14 protein-coding genes and 4 pseudogenes are annotated in these 14,565 nt (G+C 60.5%); 4 read left to right on the top strand and 14 right to left on the bottom strand.

What is annotated here, in order from left to right; all coding sequences use genetic code 11:
• Positions 1-73 precede the first annotated feature (73 nt).
• The 7 genes from htpG to BES08_RS34300 all read right to left on the bottom strand — a co-directional run bounded on the left by htpG (position 74) and on the right by BES08_RS34300 (position 6,098).
• Positions 74-1,960: a molecular chaperone HtpG gene (htpG, locus tag BES08_RS27670; protein WP_008833552.1), complete on the bottom strand. Its 1,887-nt coding sequence runs from the start codon at positions 1,958-1,960 to the stop codon at positions 74-76.
• A 666-nt stretch (positions 1,961-2,626) separates the two neighbouring features.
• Positions 2,627-2,911 carry a hypothetical protein gene (locus BES08_RS27675; protein ID WP_231958388.1) on the bottom strand — a complete coding sequence of 95 codons (285 nt, stop codon included), beginning with the start codon at positions 2,909-2,911 and terminating at the stop codon, positions 2,627-2,629.
• Entirely contained in the window at positions 2,896-3,162 is a 267-nt protein-coding gene (locus BES08_RS27680; protein WP_083274876.1) for a hypothetical protein, read from the bottom strand. The genes BES08_RS27675 and BES08_RS27680 overlap by 16 nt, the downstream gene beginning before the upstream one ends.
• Positions 3,163-3,965: 803 nt before the next feature.
• Positions 3,966-4,130: a hypothetical protein gene (locus BES08_RS33300; RefSeq protein WP_156800016.1), complete on the bottom strand. Its 165-nt coding sequence runs from the start codon at positions 4,128-4,130 to the stop codon at positions 3,966-3,968.
• Positions 4,131-4,893: 763 nt separating this feature from the next.
• The gene (locus BES08_RS27690; RefSeq protein WP_008831861.1) at positions 4,894-5,184 is read right to left on the bottom strand and encodes a hypothetical protein; all 291 of its coding nucleotides are present in this window, start codon (positions 5,182-5,184) and stop codon (positions 4,894-4,896) included.
• Between the two features lie 414 nt (positions 5,185-5,598).
• A complete protein-coding gene (locus BES08_RS34550) occupies positions 5,599-5,733 on the bottom strand; it encodes a hypothetical protein (protein WP_268957474.1) in 135 nt (44 codons plus the stop codon).
• Positions 5,734-5,750: 17 nt separating this feature from the next.
• Positions 5,751-6,098 (bottom strand): hypothetical protein, encoded by a 348-nt coding sequence (locus tag BES08_RS34300; RefSeq protein ID WP_231958389.1) that lies wholly within the window; start codon positions 6,096-6,098, stop codon positions 5,751-5,753.
• A 34-nt stretch (positions 6,099-6,132) separates the two neighbouring features.
• Here BES08_RS34300 and BES08_RS34305 point away from each other — a divergent pair, with 34 nt between their 5' ends.
• A complete protein-coding gene (locus BES08_RS34305; RefSeq protein ID WP_231958517.1) occupies positions 6,133-6,585 on the top strand; it encodes an SOS response-associated peptidase family protein in 453 nt (150 codons plus the stop codon).
• A 248-nt stretch (positions 6,586-6,833) separates the two neighbouring features.
• Here BES08_RS34305 and BES08_RS33310 read toward each other — a convergent pair whose 3' ends face one another.
• The 4 genes and pseudogenes from BES08_RS33310 to BES08_RS27715 form a co-directional block, all read right to left on the bottom strand.
• Positions 6,834-7,067 carry a hypothetical protein gene (locus tag BES08_RS33310; protein WP_008833231.1) on the bottom strand — a complete coding sequence of 78 codons (234 nt, stop codon included), beginning with the start codon at positions 7,065-7,067 and terminating at the stop codon, positions 6,834-6,836.
• A gap of 313 nt (positions 7,068-7,380) precedes the next feature.
• Positions 7,381-7,940: pseudogene (locus BES08_RS34310) on the bottom strand (IS110 family transposase); the annotation flags it as partial.
• Positions 7,941-7,952: 12 nt separating this feature from the next.
• Positions 7,953-8,855 carry a DUF7146 domain-containing protein gene (locus BES08_RS27710; RefSeq protein WP_069709987.1) on the bottom strand — a complete coding sequence of 301 codons (903 nt, stop codon included), beginning with the start codon at positions 8,853-8,855 and terminating at the stop codon, positions 7,953-7,955.
• Positions 8,852-9,091: a hypothetical protein gene (locus BES08_RS27715; protein ID WP_008831525.1), complete on the bottom strand. Its 240-nt coding sequence runs from the start codon at positions 9,089-9,091 to the stop codon at positions 8,852-8,854. Before BES08_RS27715 ends, BES08_RS27710 begins: the two co-directional genes overlap by 4 nt.
• Between BES08_RS27715 and BES08_RS33320 the strand changes: the two genes are divergently transcribed.
• On the top strand, positions 9,090-9,428 hold the full coding sequence (locus tag BES08_RS33320; RefSeq protein ID WP_156800018.1) for a hypothetical protein: 339 nt from the start codon (positions 9,090-9,092) through the stop codon (positions 9,426-9,428). The genes BES08_RS27715 and BES08_RS33320 overlap by 2 nt on opposite strands.
• Here BES08_RS33320 and BES08_RS27720 read toward each other — a convergent pair.
• Both BES08_RS27720 and BES08_RS27725 read right to left on the bottom strand, forming a co-directional pair.
• Positions 9,391-10,634, bottom strand: a pseudogene (locus BES08_RS27720) (ATP-binding protein). The gene BES08_RS33320 and the pseudogene BES08_RS27720 sit on opposite strands and share 38 nt — an antisense overlap.
• Before the next feature lie 264 nt (positions 10,635-10,898).
• A pseudogene (locus BES08_RS27725) lies at positions 10,899-12,002 on the bottom strand (hypothetical protein); the annotation flags it as partial.
• A 58-nt stretch (positions 12,003-12,060) separates the two neighbouring features.
• Between BES08_RS27725 and BES08_RS27730 the strand changes: the two are divergent.
• Positions 12,061-13,284, top strand: coding sequence for an IS256 family transposase (locus tag BES08_RS27730; RefSeq protein WP_069709383.1), 1,224 nt, complete (start codon positions 12,061-12,063; stop codon positions 13,282-13,284).
• A gap of 45 nt (positions 13,285-13,329) precedes the next feature.
• Here the strand turns inward: BES08_RS27730 and BES08_RS34315 are convergent.
• Positions 13,330-13,521, bottom strand: a pseudogene (locus BES08_RS34315) (hypothetical protein); the annotation flags it as partial.
• 113 nt (positions 13,522-13,634) lie between these two features.
• On the opposite strand from BES08_RS34315, the gene BES08_RS32280 reads away from it, so the two are divergent.
• Positions 13,635-14,522, top strand: a complete 888-nt coding sequence (locus BES08_RS32280) for a lytic transglycosylase domain-containing protein (RefSeq protein ID WP_083274877.1) — start codon at positions 13,635-13,637, stop codon at positions 14,520-14,522.
• Positions 14,523-14,565 lie beyond the last annotated feature (43 nt).

Below are 14,565 nucleotides of genomic sequence, written 5' to 3' on the forward strand. Positions count from 1 at the left end.
ATGATGGACAACATGCAACGTCCTGGGAGCCGCGAAAGACGAGGGGGGCCCGTCGGCTCCCCCCTGTCCTGCATTAGCCCAGCGTCTTGGCTATCAGGCGTTCGAGCCGCTGCGCGAAGGCACGGGGGTCCGCGGGAGCTTCTCCCTCAGCGATACGCGCCTCGTCGAACAACAGGAATGCGATGTCCCGCCGCTCATCCTCGCTCGCCGTCGACTGGTCCAACCTGGCGATTAGCCCATGGCGCGCATTCACTTCCAGCACAGGCTTTTCGCGTTCGGGCGCACGGCCGGCGGCGGCCAGCATCTTCTCAAGCTGAAGATCCATGGCGTTGTCCGGCGCCACGATGCACACGGCGCTGGTGGTCAAACGGTCGGAGATACGGACGTCGGAGACGTGATCCGCCAGCACCTCCTTGGCAAAGGCGATGAACCCGCTGACATCCTCTGCCGCGTTCGATGTATCTGCGCTCTCCTCTGCCAAAGGGATCAGGCTGAGGTCGCTGGAGCCCTGCGTCACCGACTTGAAGGGTTTGCCTTCATAATCGACGCCCATCGTCGTCCAGAAATTGTCGACCTGGTCGGGCAGCAGCAAGACCTCGATGCCCCGTGCCTTGAACCCTTCGAGCTGGGGAGACGTCGCGATCCTATCGAGGTCATCGCCGGTAGCATAGAAGATCGCAGTCTGATTTTCCTTGAGCCCCGCTACATAATCCTTGAGCGAGCGCCACTCGCCGTTCGATGCCGTCGTCTTGAAGCGAGCAAGCCCAAGCAACTGCGCGCGCCGCTCGTAATCTTCGTAAAGCCCTTCCTTGAGCACTGCCCCGAAATTGTCCCAGATCGCCGCGTAGCGATCGGCGTCACTCTCCGACAGCTTGTCGAGTTCCGAGAGGATGCGATTGCTCACGCCTTTCTGGATGGCCGACAGCACGGGGCTTTCCTGGATCATCTCGCGCGACATGTTGAGCGGGAGGTCCGCGGAATCGACGAGGCCGCGCACAAATCGCAGATAGCGCGGGAGGATCTCCGCTTCGTCGGTGATGAAAACCCTTCGCACATAGAGTTTGATGCGGCCATTGCGGTCGGGGTCGAAGAGGTCGAAAGGCTTGCTCTCCGGGATGAAGGTCAGCACCGAATACTCGTGCCGCCCTTCGGCCCGGTAGTGCAGCGTCATCGCCGGCTTGTCGAACTGCCCCGCCACGCTGCGATAGAAGTCGGCATACTCATCCTCGCTGATGTCCGACTTCGACCTGGCCCACAGCGCCGCGCCGTCGGCAAGCTGCCGAGCTTCTTCCTCGCTCCCGGTTTCCTCCACGAATATCGGCACCGGGACGTGGCCCGACTGAGCCTTGACGATCCGTTCGACAGTGTAGAGCTCGGCATAGCTTTTCGCTTCGTCGAGCAAGGTCAGCGTTACCCTCGTTCCCCGCAAGGGGGCGGCAGCGGGATCGACCGGAGCTATGGTGTAAGTGCCCGAACCATCGGATGCCCAGCTCGCCGCCTCGTCCTCACCCGCGCGGCGGGAGACGACCTCGACTTTGCCCGCGACCATGAAGGCCGAGTAGAAGCCCACGCCGAACTGGCCGATGAGCTGCTGTCCCTCGCCGTTCTTGTCGGCGGCGAGCCTGTCCATGAACGCCTTCGTCCCCGACCGGGCAATGGTGCCCAGGGTCTCGGCCATGTCGATCGCGGACATCCCGATGCCATTGTCCGTGACGGTGAGGGTTCCGGCCTCCTTGTCTAGCGTCACGGTGATGCGCGGCTGGGCGTCGTCGCCAAGCAGTTCGGGCCGGGAGATCGCTTCGTAGCGCAGCTTCTCGCAGGCATCGGCAGCGTTGGAGATAAGCTCGCGCAGGAACACGTCCCGGTCCGAATAGACCGAATGGACCATCATGTGCAGGAGCTTGGAAACATCGGCCTCGAAGGCGCGGGTCTCAGGGGCGGCAAACGTCTCGGTCGTCATCGTCTCTTCGGCTCACATGTTTCGGACTTATGCCAGCCAGATGGATCGGAACGTTTCCACGTTCAAGAGGGCCGACTCTCGGATATGCGGGTGAGGACTGGCAGCCCACCCATTTGATTTAGGAGGCTCGCATCAGTGCGCCCAGCTGTTTTCGCAGAGACGGTCCCTCCAAATGAGAATCGACATTGGTGAAGCCCTCTTTCGCAAGTGCGATAGCCAGGCTTTGGAGGTTCTTACAGCTGCCTCCTCGAGCGATCTCGAAAGCGCGCTCCATAATCGGACGTCCAGTTATCAAGCAATCCTCCCGTTCCCAATTCGTGCATCGTCACCCTTCATCAAGGTGACGGAAAAATGAGGCCTGGCCGGTGTAGAAGGTACATCCCGCGACCAGGCCCCAGGGAATCTCCAGTTGCGGGTTAGGTCAACCAGGATGAGGGTATGTGATAAAGGCAGACCGGCAAGAACGGTTGCTGCGACCTGAAAATATTCTCCCCCTACGCAGTATCCAAACCTTGATGGTCTCGATCCCGATAAAGTGGCCCAGCGCTAGCTTGCGGAACGTGCGCCGGGCCCAGGTTTTCACGTCAACCATGACTTGTTCCTCAGGATAGGAACGTCTTGGAGATCCGCTTGGTTTACGTGGCTCACGCGCCGATCGGCGGAGGCTCAAAAATGGGTAAGGGATAGCTGCAGTTGATCGTCCTGCTTCGGCTCGGTGTTGGCTGGCGGTGCGAGCCTCGCCGCATCAGACAGGTCGTTGCCCTCGATGCAGACAAGATCGCGCGTGATCTCCACCTTCTCCCGCAGGCGCTGCAGAACGGCGGGAAAAATGCCGCGCAGCTGGCGGCAGTCCTCATGTGTGGCGTCGGCCCTATCGGCTTGGTTGAAGCGGTGCTGGGCCAGCGCGATTAAGGCATCGTCGGCTATAGGGCCGGTCACCAGGATACCCAATCCATCTCGGCGTCGTCGACCGCTTCGAACATTTCTGGATCTGCGCCGGTGTCTCCCAGGCGCTTGCGGACCGCATCGGGGGTGCCGTCCTTCGGGAACCCACGATCCGATCTGGCGATCGAGGCGAGTTGGCCAATGAAGCCGCCTCTCTCGGACTGTTCCAGTATCCAGCGCCCGAAAGGCAAGGATTTCGAACTGGTCTCATAGCCTCCGAGGTCAAGCGGACCATCCATCTTCGATAGTGCAGGCATCGCAGAATCACTCCTTGGTGGAATGACGCAATGCTATATGTTCCTCATTTGTTCTGCAATCCGTTACGGGACGGTTATGGGAACGAAACGGTTCGAGACAGTCTTCGAGTACTCGCAATGGGGCTTTGACACCGCGGTCGAGTGCCGCTGTGGGCACCAGGCGGGGCTGAAGTGCAAGCCTGCGGTAGCCGCGACGTGCAGTGCAGCCCGTCAGAGCGACGCTGATGCCACGCCGGTTTTGCACTTCGAATGGCGAGGAATCCCCGCTCGACGAGGTGGCCGCCCGCATGTGGGCATCGTGCGAGACGTGAGACCCGGCGACGCAGTGGACCAAGAAATAGGACTATGCTGGGCCGCACTGGCAGTTCGTGTTCCGGAACTATGCGCACACATTCCTGGCAGCGGCGCGCGGGGATCACGATCGCGACGGTTAAGCCCAGCCCCCCGGCCCGGATGAACCCCTTCGCGATTGACTTTATCGATATCGCCGGGCGCGAGGCGGAGCAGGAGCCCATCCAGCCCTGCGGCTGGCGCTTGCCTAGCTCTCGACCAGCCTCATCGCAGTGGACTGGCAAATAGAGCGCTTTTGGACCCGCTTGACGTAACCGCCCGGCACCCACGGCATGAACCTTTACTTTCAGACGCGGGATGTTTCGATCTATCTCAACCGCTGGAAAATCCTGGCTAAGGAGCGATCAGAGCCACGAAAGCGAGGGAGCTCAACGCCCGGTCAAGGCTGAGAAACGCGACCGGCAAACCGATAAGGATCGAGGCGACGGCAGCGACGCCCCAATAGCGCCGGGTCATTCGCGCTCTCCCGCATGATCAACCACAACTATGTCGATCATCGCTCGAAAGAAGGCGAGCAAATCCGCCGCCGGCATCGCAGGAACTTGGAAGGCTCCGTGATCGATGGCGCGCTCCACATCTTCTTCCGTTGCCTTGCGGCGAGCAACCGATACGTCCATCCGACAATCTCCGATTTCTGTCGGTCAAATCATCGACTTGCATAACATAGATTAATCTCGCACGACGTTGCATTCGTGCACACAGGATTTGAAATCCGGCAGAAGCTTGTGAAATTTTTGTTCCGCAGGCCCGGCCTATCGCGGCAGCGCAAACGCTTTCCTCGTAAGCCTCAAGATGCCTAGTTGCCTTCCTCCCGATACGGGCTCGGCTGTTCGAAAAAGCCCGTAGCGACCGCCGCAATCCCGCCTGCGACGATCAGAAAGATTATGGCCCCCACCACGAAAAAGCGGAGGACTGGCCGCTTCCCGCCAAGAGGTGTCACGAGGCCTTTATCTATAATCCACATCATATGCCCCGGTAGCTGAAAACCGCCGTCACGGGTGGCTTTCCAGAACCGCCAACTCGTGCTGAGGTTTCCCGACATCCTTACGTTAGGTTGAGAGGATCAAGACCGCAAAGATTGCGGTTCATAGCGAACTAGCGGGCTTTCGGCCAGTTGGTTGGGAAGCGTAACCGAGATCGGCGATTCCGGTTACACCCCATTGTTGCCGTTCCGGCTCCTGAGGGCGCTTCCCGGAAGCTGCCGTTGTAAAGTCGGCCGCGGCAAAGCTAATCTCGACCGTCGGCAGCCCGGACTCCTGCTCCTTGATCATCCCGACGATTTGCGCCTCGGTAAAAACGGCTCTTCCTCATGTGCCGATTCCTTCTCGTGCGCAGCCTCTACATCAGAATTAGGGTTCTCTCAGCGGGTGCTGTCGTGGGTCAAAAGCAACGATCTTGCCGCCCGCCATCCGTCCAAGCTGGCCAAATTGACAGTGTGTTGAGATTGCTGAGACGGGCCCGATCGTTCATGAGCTTCATCGACTGGCGCAGCGACTGCCAGCAGGCCCAGAGCATCAGGATGGTGTCGCCGCGCCCGAGCTGCGCGACCTGCCGTTGCGCAAGGTCTTCCCACATCATGGTACCGGCATGCCCGCGGTCAGGACGCGGCTGAAGTGCAAGGCCTGCGGCAGGGGTGACGTACAATGCTCGCCGGCGCAGCGTGACCGGCATGGGTGATGGCCCCCTCACCCTTCCTTCGTTGGACGTCTGAACCGCCTTACCCTCGACATCGTAGAATATGCGCGGCACCGTGCCGAGCACGCCCCAATCAAGCCGGGGCCGGAGATCCGCCTGGTGCTAGACGTCCTGATGATGCCGCGGGCAGCAACAGGCTTCGAGGTCACCCGCTTCTGGGCGGCCTGACCTAGAAACCTTACGTTGCCTGCACTTGGCGGGATTTCAGGGAGATGAACCTGAACTATCCGGTGCAAGCATGGAAGGAAACCGCCAAGAAGCGCGGGTGACCGCTATTGTCATGATGCGGTGCAGCGAAACCGTTCACGCCGCACATGCGGCCCGAAGGGCTTTACAGCCCTTGCAATCAACTGGCCCAGCTCTCGCAAGAGGTCCGGGCCTTATTGCGGTTCACGATAACGCCCATATTCCAAGGGCGATCACCGCCCAAAGCCCGGTATTGATGCCGACGATCCAAAACAGCCCGTTCACTTTTTTGGGTGTTTGCGGGGGCGCGTAATAGGTGATTTCAAAAGCGTGAGGCATAACCGACTCCTCGCGTCTCAATTGAGCGAGAATGGCATTGCGGCGCGCCAATCCAAGATGGAGATAGGTTCACACCTCTTCGTTCTTACCGCCGATCCGGCGGCATTGCCCCGCATTGCCGAGGTCGGCAGCGTCGCCGTCATCGATGCATGCGCAATCTTTACCGCATGCGGAGAAAGGACGCCGAGGTCGCGATGTTCTTCTGCACGCGTAAAACCCCCGGCGCGAACCATGCGGAAGAGATCTGGCAGCGCTACCCCGGCCTCGTCGCGGTCGATGGCGAGCTGAGCGCCATGTCCTGGGGCTTCCCGCCCCACGGCCGTCAGCAAGGCGGCCGGCAAGCCGCTCAAGCCCTCGCCGGTCAACAGCGCCCGCGACGACAAGCTGCCGATCTACCTGATCTGGAGAGGCAGCTTCCGCGAGCGACGCTGCCTGATCCCGATGACGCAATGTTGCGAGCCCGAAGGCAAGGACCGGCACAGCACCCGCACGTGGCACTCGCTACCCCGAGAGAAAATCTCCGCCATCATCGGGATCTGGCGACCGCTCGACGAGTGGGGTGACGCCTATTCCATGGTCATGGTGCCGGGCTGCGAGCAGATGTCCGACATCCACAACCGAATACCAACCATCCTGCGGCGCGAGGACTGGTCAGGATGGACCGATGAAACGCCGGATGAAGCCTTAGCGCTTCTGCGCACGTGGAAGGGGCCGCTGGTCGTAGATCGAACCGAAGGACTATGCTTTCAAAAGCGCCCGTTCGCTGCAACGCTCCAAGCACCGCGGCGGGGCTGCCGAGTGGAAGCGCCACGTACGAACCTTCCAGAGCCCGCTCGATGTCGTCGCCCGTGACGGGGCCGCCCAGCATTCCCGCAAGCACTGTAGCCAAGGTCGCGACTTGCTCAATCGGGAGGGAAACACCAGCATCAGCAACAGCCGCGCTGGCGTCTTCATCGGTGGCATGGCGGAGGTGTTCGATCGAGTCCATGCGAGCTCCGTCGGGTAGGCCTTCCACGCAACGGCGGCCGGGACCGTTTTGTTTCTTCGCCGGGGCGAAGGGCGCGAATCGACGATACGTGAGCGCAGACTGCTGGGCAATGTCAGTCAGTCGGGGATTTCTCGTCGCCAGCGGCACCGCGAAGCCAGGCCGGAACCGTCGGGCGTGCTTCCGCCTGTGCCAAGATGCGAGAACAGGCGAACGCCCGATCTGCCTCGTCGCCGTGTTCCGCAAGATCGAGCAAGGCGGGGGTGTCAGCGTCGGAAACGTGAAGGTCGTTCGACAGCAGCCAATCGGCCAATGCGTCGCGCAGATTGTCAGAAATCTGCACCATCATACTCCTCGTCGCCATCATCTCCACCCGAACGCCAATTTCGCCTGTTCGATCCCGGCGCCTGTCACACCCCTCCCTCTGCGTCGGCGGGGTTGTCTGGTTTAGGACGCCATTAAGCAGATAGCGGATGTCGGCGAATCGAGGGATGAACCGAAACATCATTTGGAAAGTCATTGATCAACGCTCCCCCCCCTGTCGCTGGGGCAACGTGAACGCGCTCATCGAAGCTGTCGAGCACGACAACAGAGTTTTGGATGCCGATCAGGCCCCGGAAAGCGACCCGCTGGATGTGATTGATTACGACCAGCGCGAAGGTGTAAAGGTCGATCCCTTGGGCGAACAGCGATCCCTTGATGTGATTTACATGCTGGATACGTTCGCCAACGAGTACCCGTTGTTCGCGTCCGATCCGCCCGTGGTCTTCGTCCTCGACGCCGGGGCACCCCCACCATGGCACATATCCGTGGCTCGCCACGTTAGTAGCCGAGCAGCGCGCGCACCAGCGCCTCACCATCAAGGCGGTCGGTCTCTGCCCGCCGACTGCACCGAGAGGCGGCATTGAAAGCCACATCCACGACGTGGCTTTCAATGCCTTCTTTCTCAAGACAACGATGAATCCCGAATCCATCGAGCCCCGCCTCCTGAATGACGATCAAACTGTAGGCGACACCGGTGCGCTTCCCACACCTTCTTGTGGAACTGCGAAATCCTTGCGAACAGGCCAAAGATGTCCCCACCCGGAACCGTTCGGCGCGACACCCGCGCAGCATTGCCGGGCGCCAGTGAAATGACGAGCCAAGTAGATCGGCTCAATTCCAACGAGACGAAGATTGAACTTTGCTGCGTGCTGATGGTGGCATGAGAAGAAACTGACACGGGCTACTTCCTTCACGATCTGCGAGGGGCTGATCCTGTCATCACCGGCACCGTCCCGCGCCCATGGCATCTCTTCTGCATCTCGAGGGCCTCGAGCGCTTGGGCCCAATCCTTGTAGCTCTTTGGGAAATCGACGCGGATCACGCGGTTGTCATTCGCATAGCGATGGGAAGCCCGGTTGACGGCACGGCGCCCTGCGGTGTCGTAGTCGCCTGCCAGGATCAGTTCGGTAACGCTGTCGGGGATTGTAACCAGACCGAACCGGCGCGAGCCCAACGTTGCCCAGCACGGAAGGTTGTTGATGCGGCTCCACGCGCGAGCGGTCTCGAAGCCTTCGGCAAGGCCGATGGTGGGACCGGTACCGCCCCCACGCCATGCGCCCAGGCCGAGCGAACCGATGGTCGCCTTTGCGGTGTAGCGGCCCGTCTCGGGATCGAGGAATATCCGCTGCAGGGCGACAAGGCGCTGGCCCTCGCGCACTGCGACCAGCAACGCGGGCTTGAAGACGGTGTGGGGTTTGGCACCATGAGGGCAGCGCGGATGAAAGCGGACGTCACCGGGAACAGGGAGCAGTAATCGCGAGGCCAGATAACGTTCACCCAGCGTACCCGGCACGGACTGCGCTTGCGACCAGAGCCGTTCGATATTTGCTGTTCCGGTCCGGGCATTGTCTGGCGGCGGTTGGTAGTGGCGGGTGATGGCAATGCGGTCCAGTTCGCGAAGCACGTCTATGGAATCGCAGCCTGCAAAACAGGTTACGAGAATGCCGCGATCTCCTTGCCGGAGGGACAGGCTGGGGGTGTGGTCATTATGGCAAGGGCAGCGACACATCGCCCGGGTTCCGTGCCAGGTGCCGCGCAGGGTGCCGACGATGTCGATGAGTTGCTGCGAGGGGCGGCGTGCGACGATGGTCATTGGTCGATGCCCAGCTGCGCGAGCGGCATGACTCGCGCGATGGCGTAGATAGTTTCGCTGTCCTCGAAATAGGAGGCGACGGCCTGGTCATGGTCAGGGTGGAGGTGATCGCCATTGACAGCCGGGCGGGCTCGCACATAGGCGACAAGCACATTTTCCGCCGCCGGCTTGCTAGGGTGAGCATTGGCGACGTCAGTTGAGCCGGGCTCGCTGATGAAGGGACTAGGGCGTTCCATGGGAATTTACCTCCCTGCTGCAGATGCCCGTCAAGGCATCAATCGAAGGTTGAAGGGTTGGGCCGATCTGCTCGGCCCTCTTCCTCCTTCCCCTCTCTACTCCGATCGTCCCGGTCTGGATGGGATGTCGTTAAAACTTAAAGGGCCAGCATCGTCCGAGCGCTCCTGCCACTGTCGTCATGCCGCAGATCTATCGTCACGCATGCCCAAGCTTCGCCATGTGCTGGTGAATATGCGGGCGAAAGGCATTTGCGAAATCGTATTCAGCGGTACTGGAGCCCATCGCTTCGGCGACAAGCTCATCGTTCATCTACCGCAGGTGAATAGTGCCAAATGAGCGATACGGGCGCTGCAGACAGGCTTTCGCCGAATGGTATTGTATCTGCCCATCATATAGCACAATGCCGCTCGCGAAGCGGTCGCCGCATGCCTGAGACAGGCTCCTAAGGCCTGAAAAATCACTCGCCTTAACGGTAGCCGAGGCCTTGATCTCAATACCGGCGATCATATCGTCGTCAGGCTCCAGCACGATGTCGACCTTGCGCATCTGCTGGTCATGGAAATGGTAGGGCGTCAATCGGAGGTCTGACCCCGTCGTGAGCTTGACGATTTCGGAAAAGACAAACGTCTTCAGCAGCGGTCCGAAGGCTGAGGGGGCGGCGCGTAAGCGATCGATCGTAAGGCCTTTGGCCGAGGCGAGGAGTTCCGAGTCCAAGAAGTGGAGCTTGGGCGTTTTGACAATCCTTTTAAGGGCGGTGGTGAACCACGCCTACAACGTTGTTATGAGGAAGATTTGTTCCAGCAGGCAGATGTACCGTTGGCTGGTCTTGTGGCTGACGCCAATGGCAGCGCCGAACTGGGAGTAGTTGACGAACTGTCCCGAGTGCTCGGCGAGCAGGCGAACGAACTTGGGCAACTCCGTCAGCTTCTCAATGTCGGCGATGTCCCCCAGATCGCGCGTCAGCACCGAGTTCAGGTATGCGCGGGCCCAATCCTGGGGGCGGCGTTCGCTCGTCCGTGAGATAACCTCGGGGAAGCCGCCAAGCATTACTGTCTCGACAAGCTGGTCGCCGACCCGGGCATTCTTCGCCGTCCCAAGCTTTCCGGAGAAAAGGTCGTCGAGAGACGATGGAGCAGTGCCTTCGATCTCAGCGCGGGCGAGCGGGAGGATCTGGATAGTCTCGATCCTGCCCGCCAGGCTGTCGGCAACCTTTGGCAGCGTCAGCACATTGGCGGAGCCGGCGAGGAGGAAACGCCCTGCCCGATAATCTTCGTTCAGTGTCTTTTTGATCGTGAGCATCAGTTCGGACGCGCGCTGGATTTCGTCGATGATTGCAAGATCGAGTCCTCGAATGAAGCCGACCGGATCGGATGTTGCTGCCGCTGGTGCGGTCTGATCGTCGAGAGTGATGTAAGTGCGACCTGCTTCACCCATCTGCCGGAAAAGCGTCGTCTTGCCTGCGCGGCGCGGACCGATGACCAACACGACCGCCGTATCGGATAGGGCATCTTCCACCTTTTGGGAGAAAATCCGATCGTACATCGACACCTCGAAAATTGGAAATCTAACGAATGATAATTGGAAGTTAATCGTGTCCGGAGCGACCTTCCAATGTGATGCCCATTCGTCGGAGGGACGCGCTCGATCTCTTTTTTCGCGGCTCGGTCAGTTTCGGGGTGGGTAACGGCTAACTGGGAGTGCCGGAAAAGGTTTTCAGGCCCGCATCGACGATTTCGTGACGGCTCTTCAAGCGATCGAGAGGCTAGTAATCGTTACAGCGCACGCTGCCAAAGCGGAGTAGGGATTTCAGAGTCCGAGCCCGGCCAACAGCGCCCGACGCACGGCATGCGCATTGTCGTCTTGCCTGTCGATCGTCACGATCTGACCGAGCTGCGCCATGCGAGGATGTGTGATGGCCTTGCTTGCCTCATATTCCTCGGTACGCAAACCCATGGCCTCGACGACGATATTGCGGATCTCGCCGGTCTCGCGTGATCTTGCCTCGATCAGGAAGTCGGGACGGCACGGCCCATCGGGCGTCAAGGTGTCGAAGACGGGCTTTTCGATCGCGAGGTCGATGCCGCGTCCGTGAAGTTCCTGCTGGGTGCGCAGGATCGTGCCGAAAACGTCGCGCTCTAAATCGGAATCGACAGGTGCGAATAGCCGCCCATTGAGGATGGGTTGGGCATAGGCGCGCAGCGGCGCATAGCCCTTGGCCTCGGGATACTTGCCAACGACGATAATGACCAGGAACGGGCCTGCGATGGGGTTTCCGCGCACGGATGGGGACTGGATGCGGTTGGCGATCGTGACAGTGCCGCCGTCAGGCAGCGTGATTTCCTGCCCATGGATGCCCTTGGCGTAGAGCAGCACGAAACCTTGTGGCGCATGGTCGCGCGGCCACTTCGCCTCAAGCGCGCGAAGCGCGGCATACACGGCACGCGCCTGCAGGGGCTTCGCGTGGGTCCAAAAGGCTTGCTCCAATCGGATGCCCGGCGCGATTTCGATCTGGCTCGCTGCTCGAGCGAGCGAGGCGAACTCACGGCGAATCGACCATTCCTCGCGGTACGCGAGCGGCGCGATCCGGTTGACGCCTGCAGCGGCCATGAGGCGCCATAGCAGGCGCGCGAGCCTTGGGATCGAGGCATTACGAGTGCGATCGTCGTTGCAATCGTCCTCGGGGCGCAGCGCCAGTTTTTCCGGCGCGGGCTTGAGCACTTCGAAGAAGCCTTCAGGCGGCTCGAGCGGGGTCGATCGGGAGCGGACTTCGCTGATGCGGATCGTCATCTGGTCGCGGAAGAACGGGCATTCGGGCAGATGTTCGGGCCGTTTCGGGCTGGTGAGCCGGCGCAGATAATAGGTTTCGGCCTCGGATAGGTAGGCTGGGGTGAGGATCGGCGGCGGCATGTCGGGGACTGTCAGGAATTCCGTGTGTGAGCGGGCATAATGGGTAAGAAGGAGACCCTGTATGCCTCGACGCAAGGAGCCGGCGATCCCGGCTGATTTACTCGATCAACTCTTGGCCGGCAGCGATGCGGCCAGTGCGCTCCAGCAGGGCGGCCTGCTGGATTCATTGAAGAAGGCGCTGGCCGAACGGGCGCTCAACGCCGAGATGGATTACCACCTTGGCGATGCCTCGCAGGTCGGGAACAGCCGCAATGGCTATGGCCGCAAGACGGTGGTGACGGACACCGGCAAGATCGAGATCGAGGTGCCGCGCGATCGTCAGGCCAGCTTTGATCCGCAACTGATCGCCAAGTACCAGCGCCGGTTTCCGGGCTTCGACGACAAGATCGTCTCGATGTATGCGCGCGGCATGAGCACACGGGAGATCGTCGGGCACTTGCGCGATCTGTACGGTATCGACGTCTCGCCGGACCTGATCTCGACGGTGACCGACGCCGTGCTCGAAGAGGTCGCCGCCTGGCAGGCCCGACCGCTCGATCCGGCCTATCCGCTGGTTTTCTTCGACGCGATCCGGGTCAAGATCCGTGACGAAGGTCTGGTCCGCAACAAGGCTATCCACATCGCGCTAGGCGTGCGTGCCGATGGCGGCAAGGTCGTCCTGGGCCTGTGGATCGAGCAGAACGAGGGCGCCAAATTCTGGCTGCGGGTGATGAACGAGCTGAGGAACCGCGGTGTTGAGGACATCATGCTGGCCGTCGTAGACGGCCTGAAGGGCTTTCCAGAGGCCATCACCGCCGTGTTCCCAGAGACGATCGTCCAGACCTGCATCGTCCACCTGCTGCGCAACTCGATGGACTTCGTGTCGTGGAAGGACCGCAAGGCGCTCGCTGGTGCACTGAAGACCGTCTACCGCGCCACCGATGCCATCGCTGCCGAGGAGGCCCTGACAGCCTTCGAGGCCGGCGAATGGGGTCGGCGCTATCCTGCGATCGGCCAGAGCTGGCGCCGTGCATGGGCCGAGGTTATCCCGTTCTTTGCCTTCCCCGACGAGGTCCGCCGCATCGTTTATACGACAAACGCCATCGAGGCGTTGAATGCCCAGCTTCGACGGGCGGTCAGGGCCAGGGGGCACTTTCCCAGCGACGATTCAGCGACCAAGCTGCTCTATCTGATCTTGAACCGATCCGAGAAAGAGTGGAAAATGCCGCCACGTGAGTGGTCCATGGCCAAGGCCCAGTTCGCCGTGCTGTTCGGAGAACGCTTCATCAAGGCCATGGCAGCGTAATGTTCAACCGCCCGCCCACACACGGAATTCCTGACAGTCCCGCATGTCGGCCCCGAGGCATCCGCAAGCGATCCACCTTTGGCCAATTCGCGCCTGCTGCACCAACATGATGCCGGCTTTTTCGTCGGTCTCGGTTCCTTCCCCGATGTACCAACGTACAAGCGCCTGTTGCAGTTCATGCCGCAAGGGTATCCGGTTGCCGCCAGTACCGTCCGTATCGCGATGGACCAGCCACATGATGAACATCCTGAATGGGAGAAGCGTCACGAAGAAGTGTACATTCGGTATCATGCTTGACAATGTGCGCCTGAGTGACTTCCACTAAATCTCCAATCCGATTGGCGGTGACGATGGCCCATTTCCGACTGGCGGTGTTGATCCTTCTACTTTGCATCGTACCGGAAGTCGCCGCGGCTGATCCTGCGCACCGCATTCGGACAGTGGAAATTATCAACATGCATACCGCGGACGTGCAACCCGCAGCATACATGGACCACGTCACCGCTTCTACATCAGTGACAACTGTGCCAGAATTTCACCTCTACACACTCCGCCACGATCAGGTTGCCACCGGGGCGCAGACCTCGGACACCGCGCTGCAGCTAACGACAATACCGGGACATTCCCCTCATTCCGTACCGAAAGTTGTGCCAACAAGGTCATCGATCATGATTCCGGCCTGGCTATCGGACACCGCCGCTGACATTCCAACGGTTGCAAAAGGATCAGGCTGTACCGACCTGTCTTATCGTCCAACCGGATTTCTGAAACCGCAGGCCGAAATGCGCCGTGCGCGATACTACAGTGCTATGAGCGCCATTGCCTGCGAGCATGGAATTCCAGCAAGCCTCTTTGACGCGATGATCATTCAGGAGAGTCAGTACGATCCCGAAGCGGTGTCTCCCAGGAATGCGCGCGGGCTGATCCAGCTGATGCCGGGTACGGCCAGGGAGCTCGGTGTCGATCCCGCTGATCCGGCACAAAATCTGCGTGGCGGTGCGCGCTATCTGCGCCGGCAACTCGATAGGTTTGGACAAGTGCATCTGGCCCTTGCGGCGTACAACGCTGGCCCCGCACGCATCCGCGGCGATTCCATTCCCGCGATCAGGGAGACGCGCGATTACGTATCGAATATTCTAAGTAACTGGTCTCGATTGGCCCGAAATCGCATCGTACCGTCCGGCCTCTCCTCTCCACCTGAGACCTTAATTCGCAAGGCAAGCGTCTCGATATTCTAGGTGTGTGGTCCCACGGTTTGATGGTGCGACCCCTTTCGTTGGG

The sequence above is a fragment of the Novosphingobium resinovorum genome, from assembly GCF_001742225.1.
In the GTDB taxonomy this organism is placed as follows: Bacteria; Pseudomonadota; Alphaproteobacteria; order Sphingomonadales; family Sphingomonadaceae; genus Novosphingobium; species Novosphingobium resinovorum_A.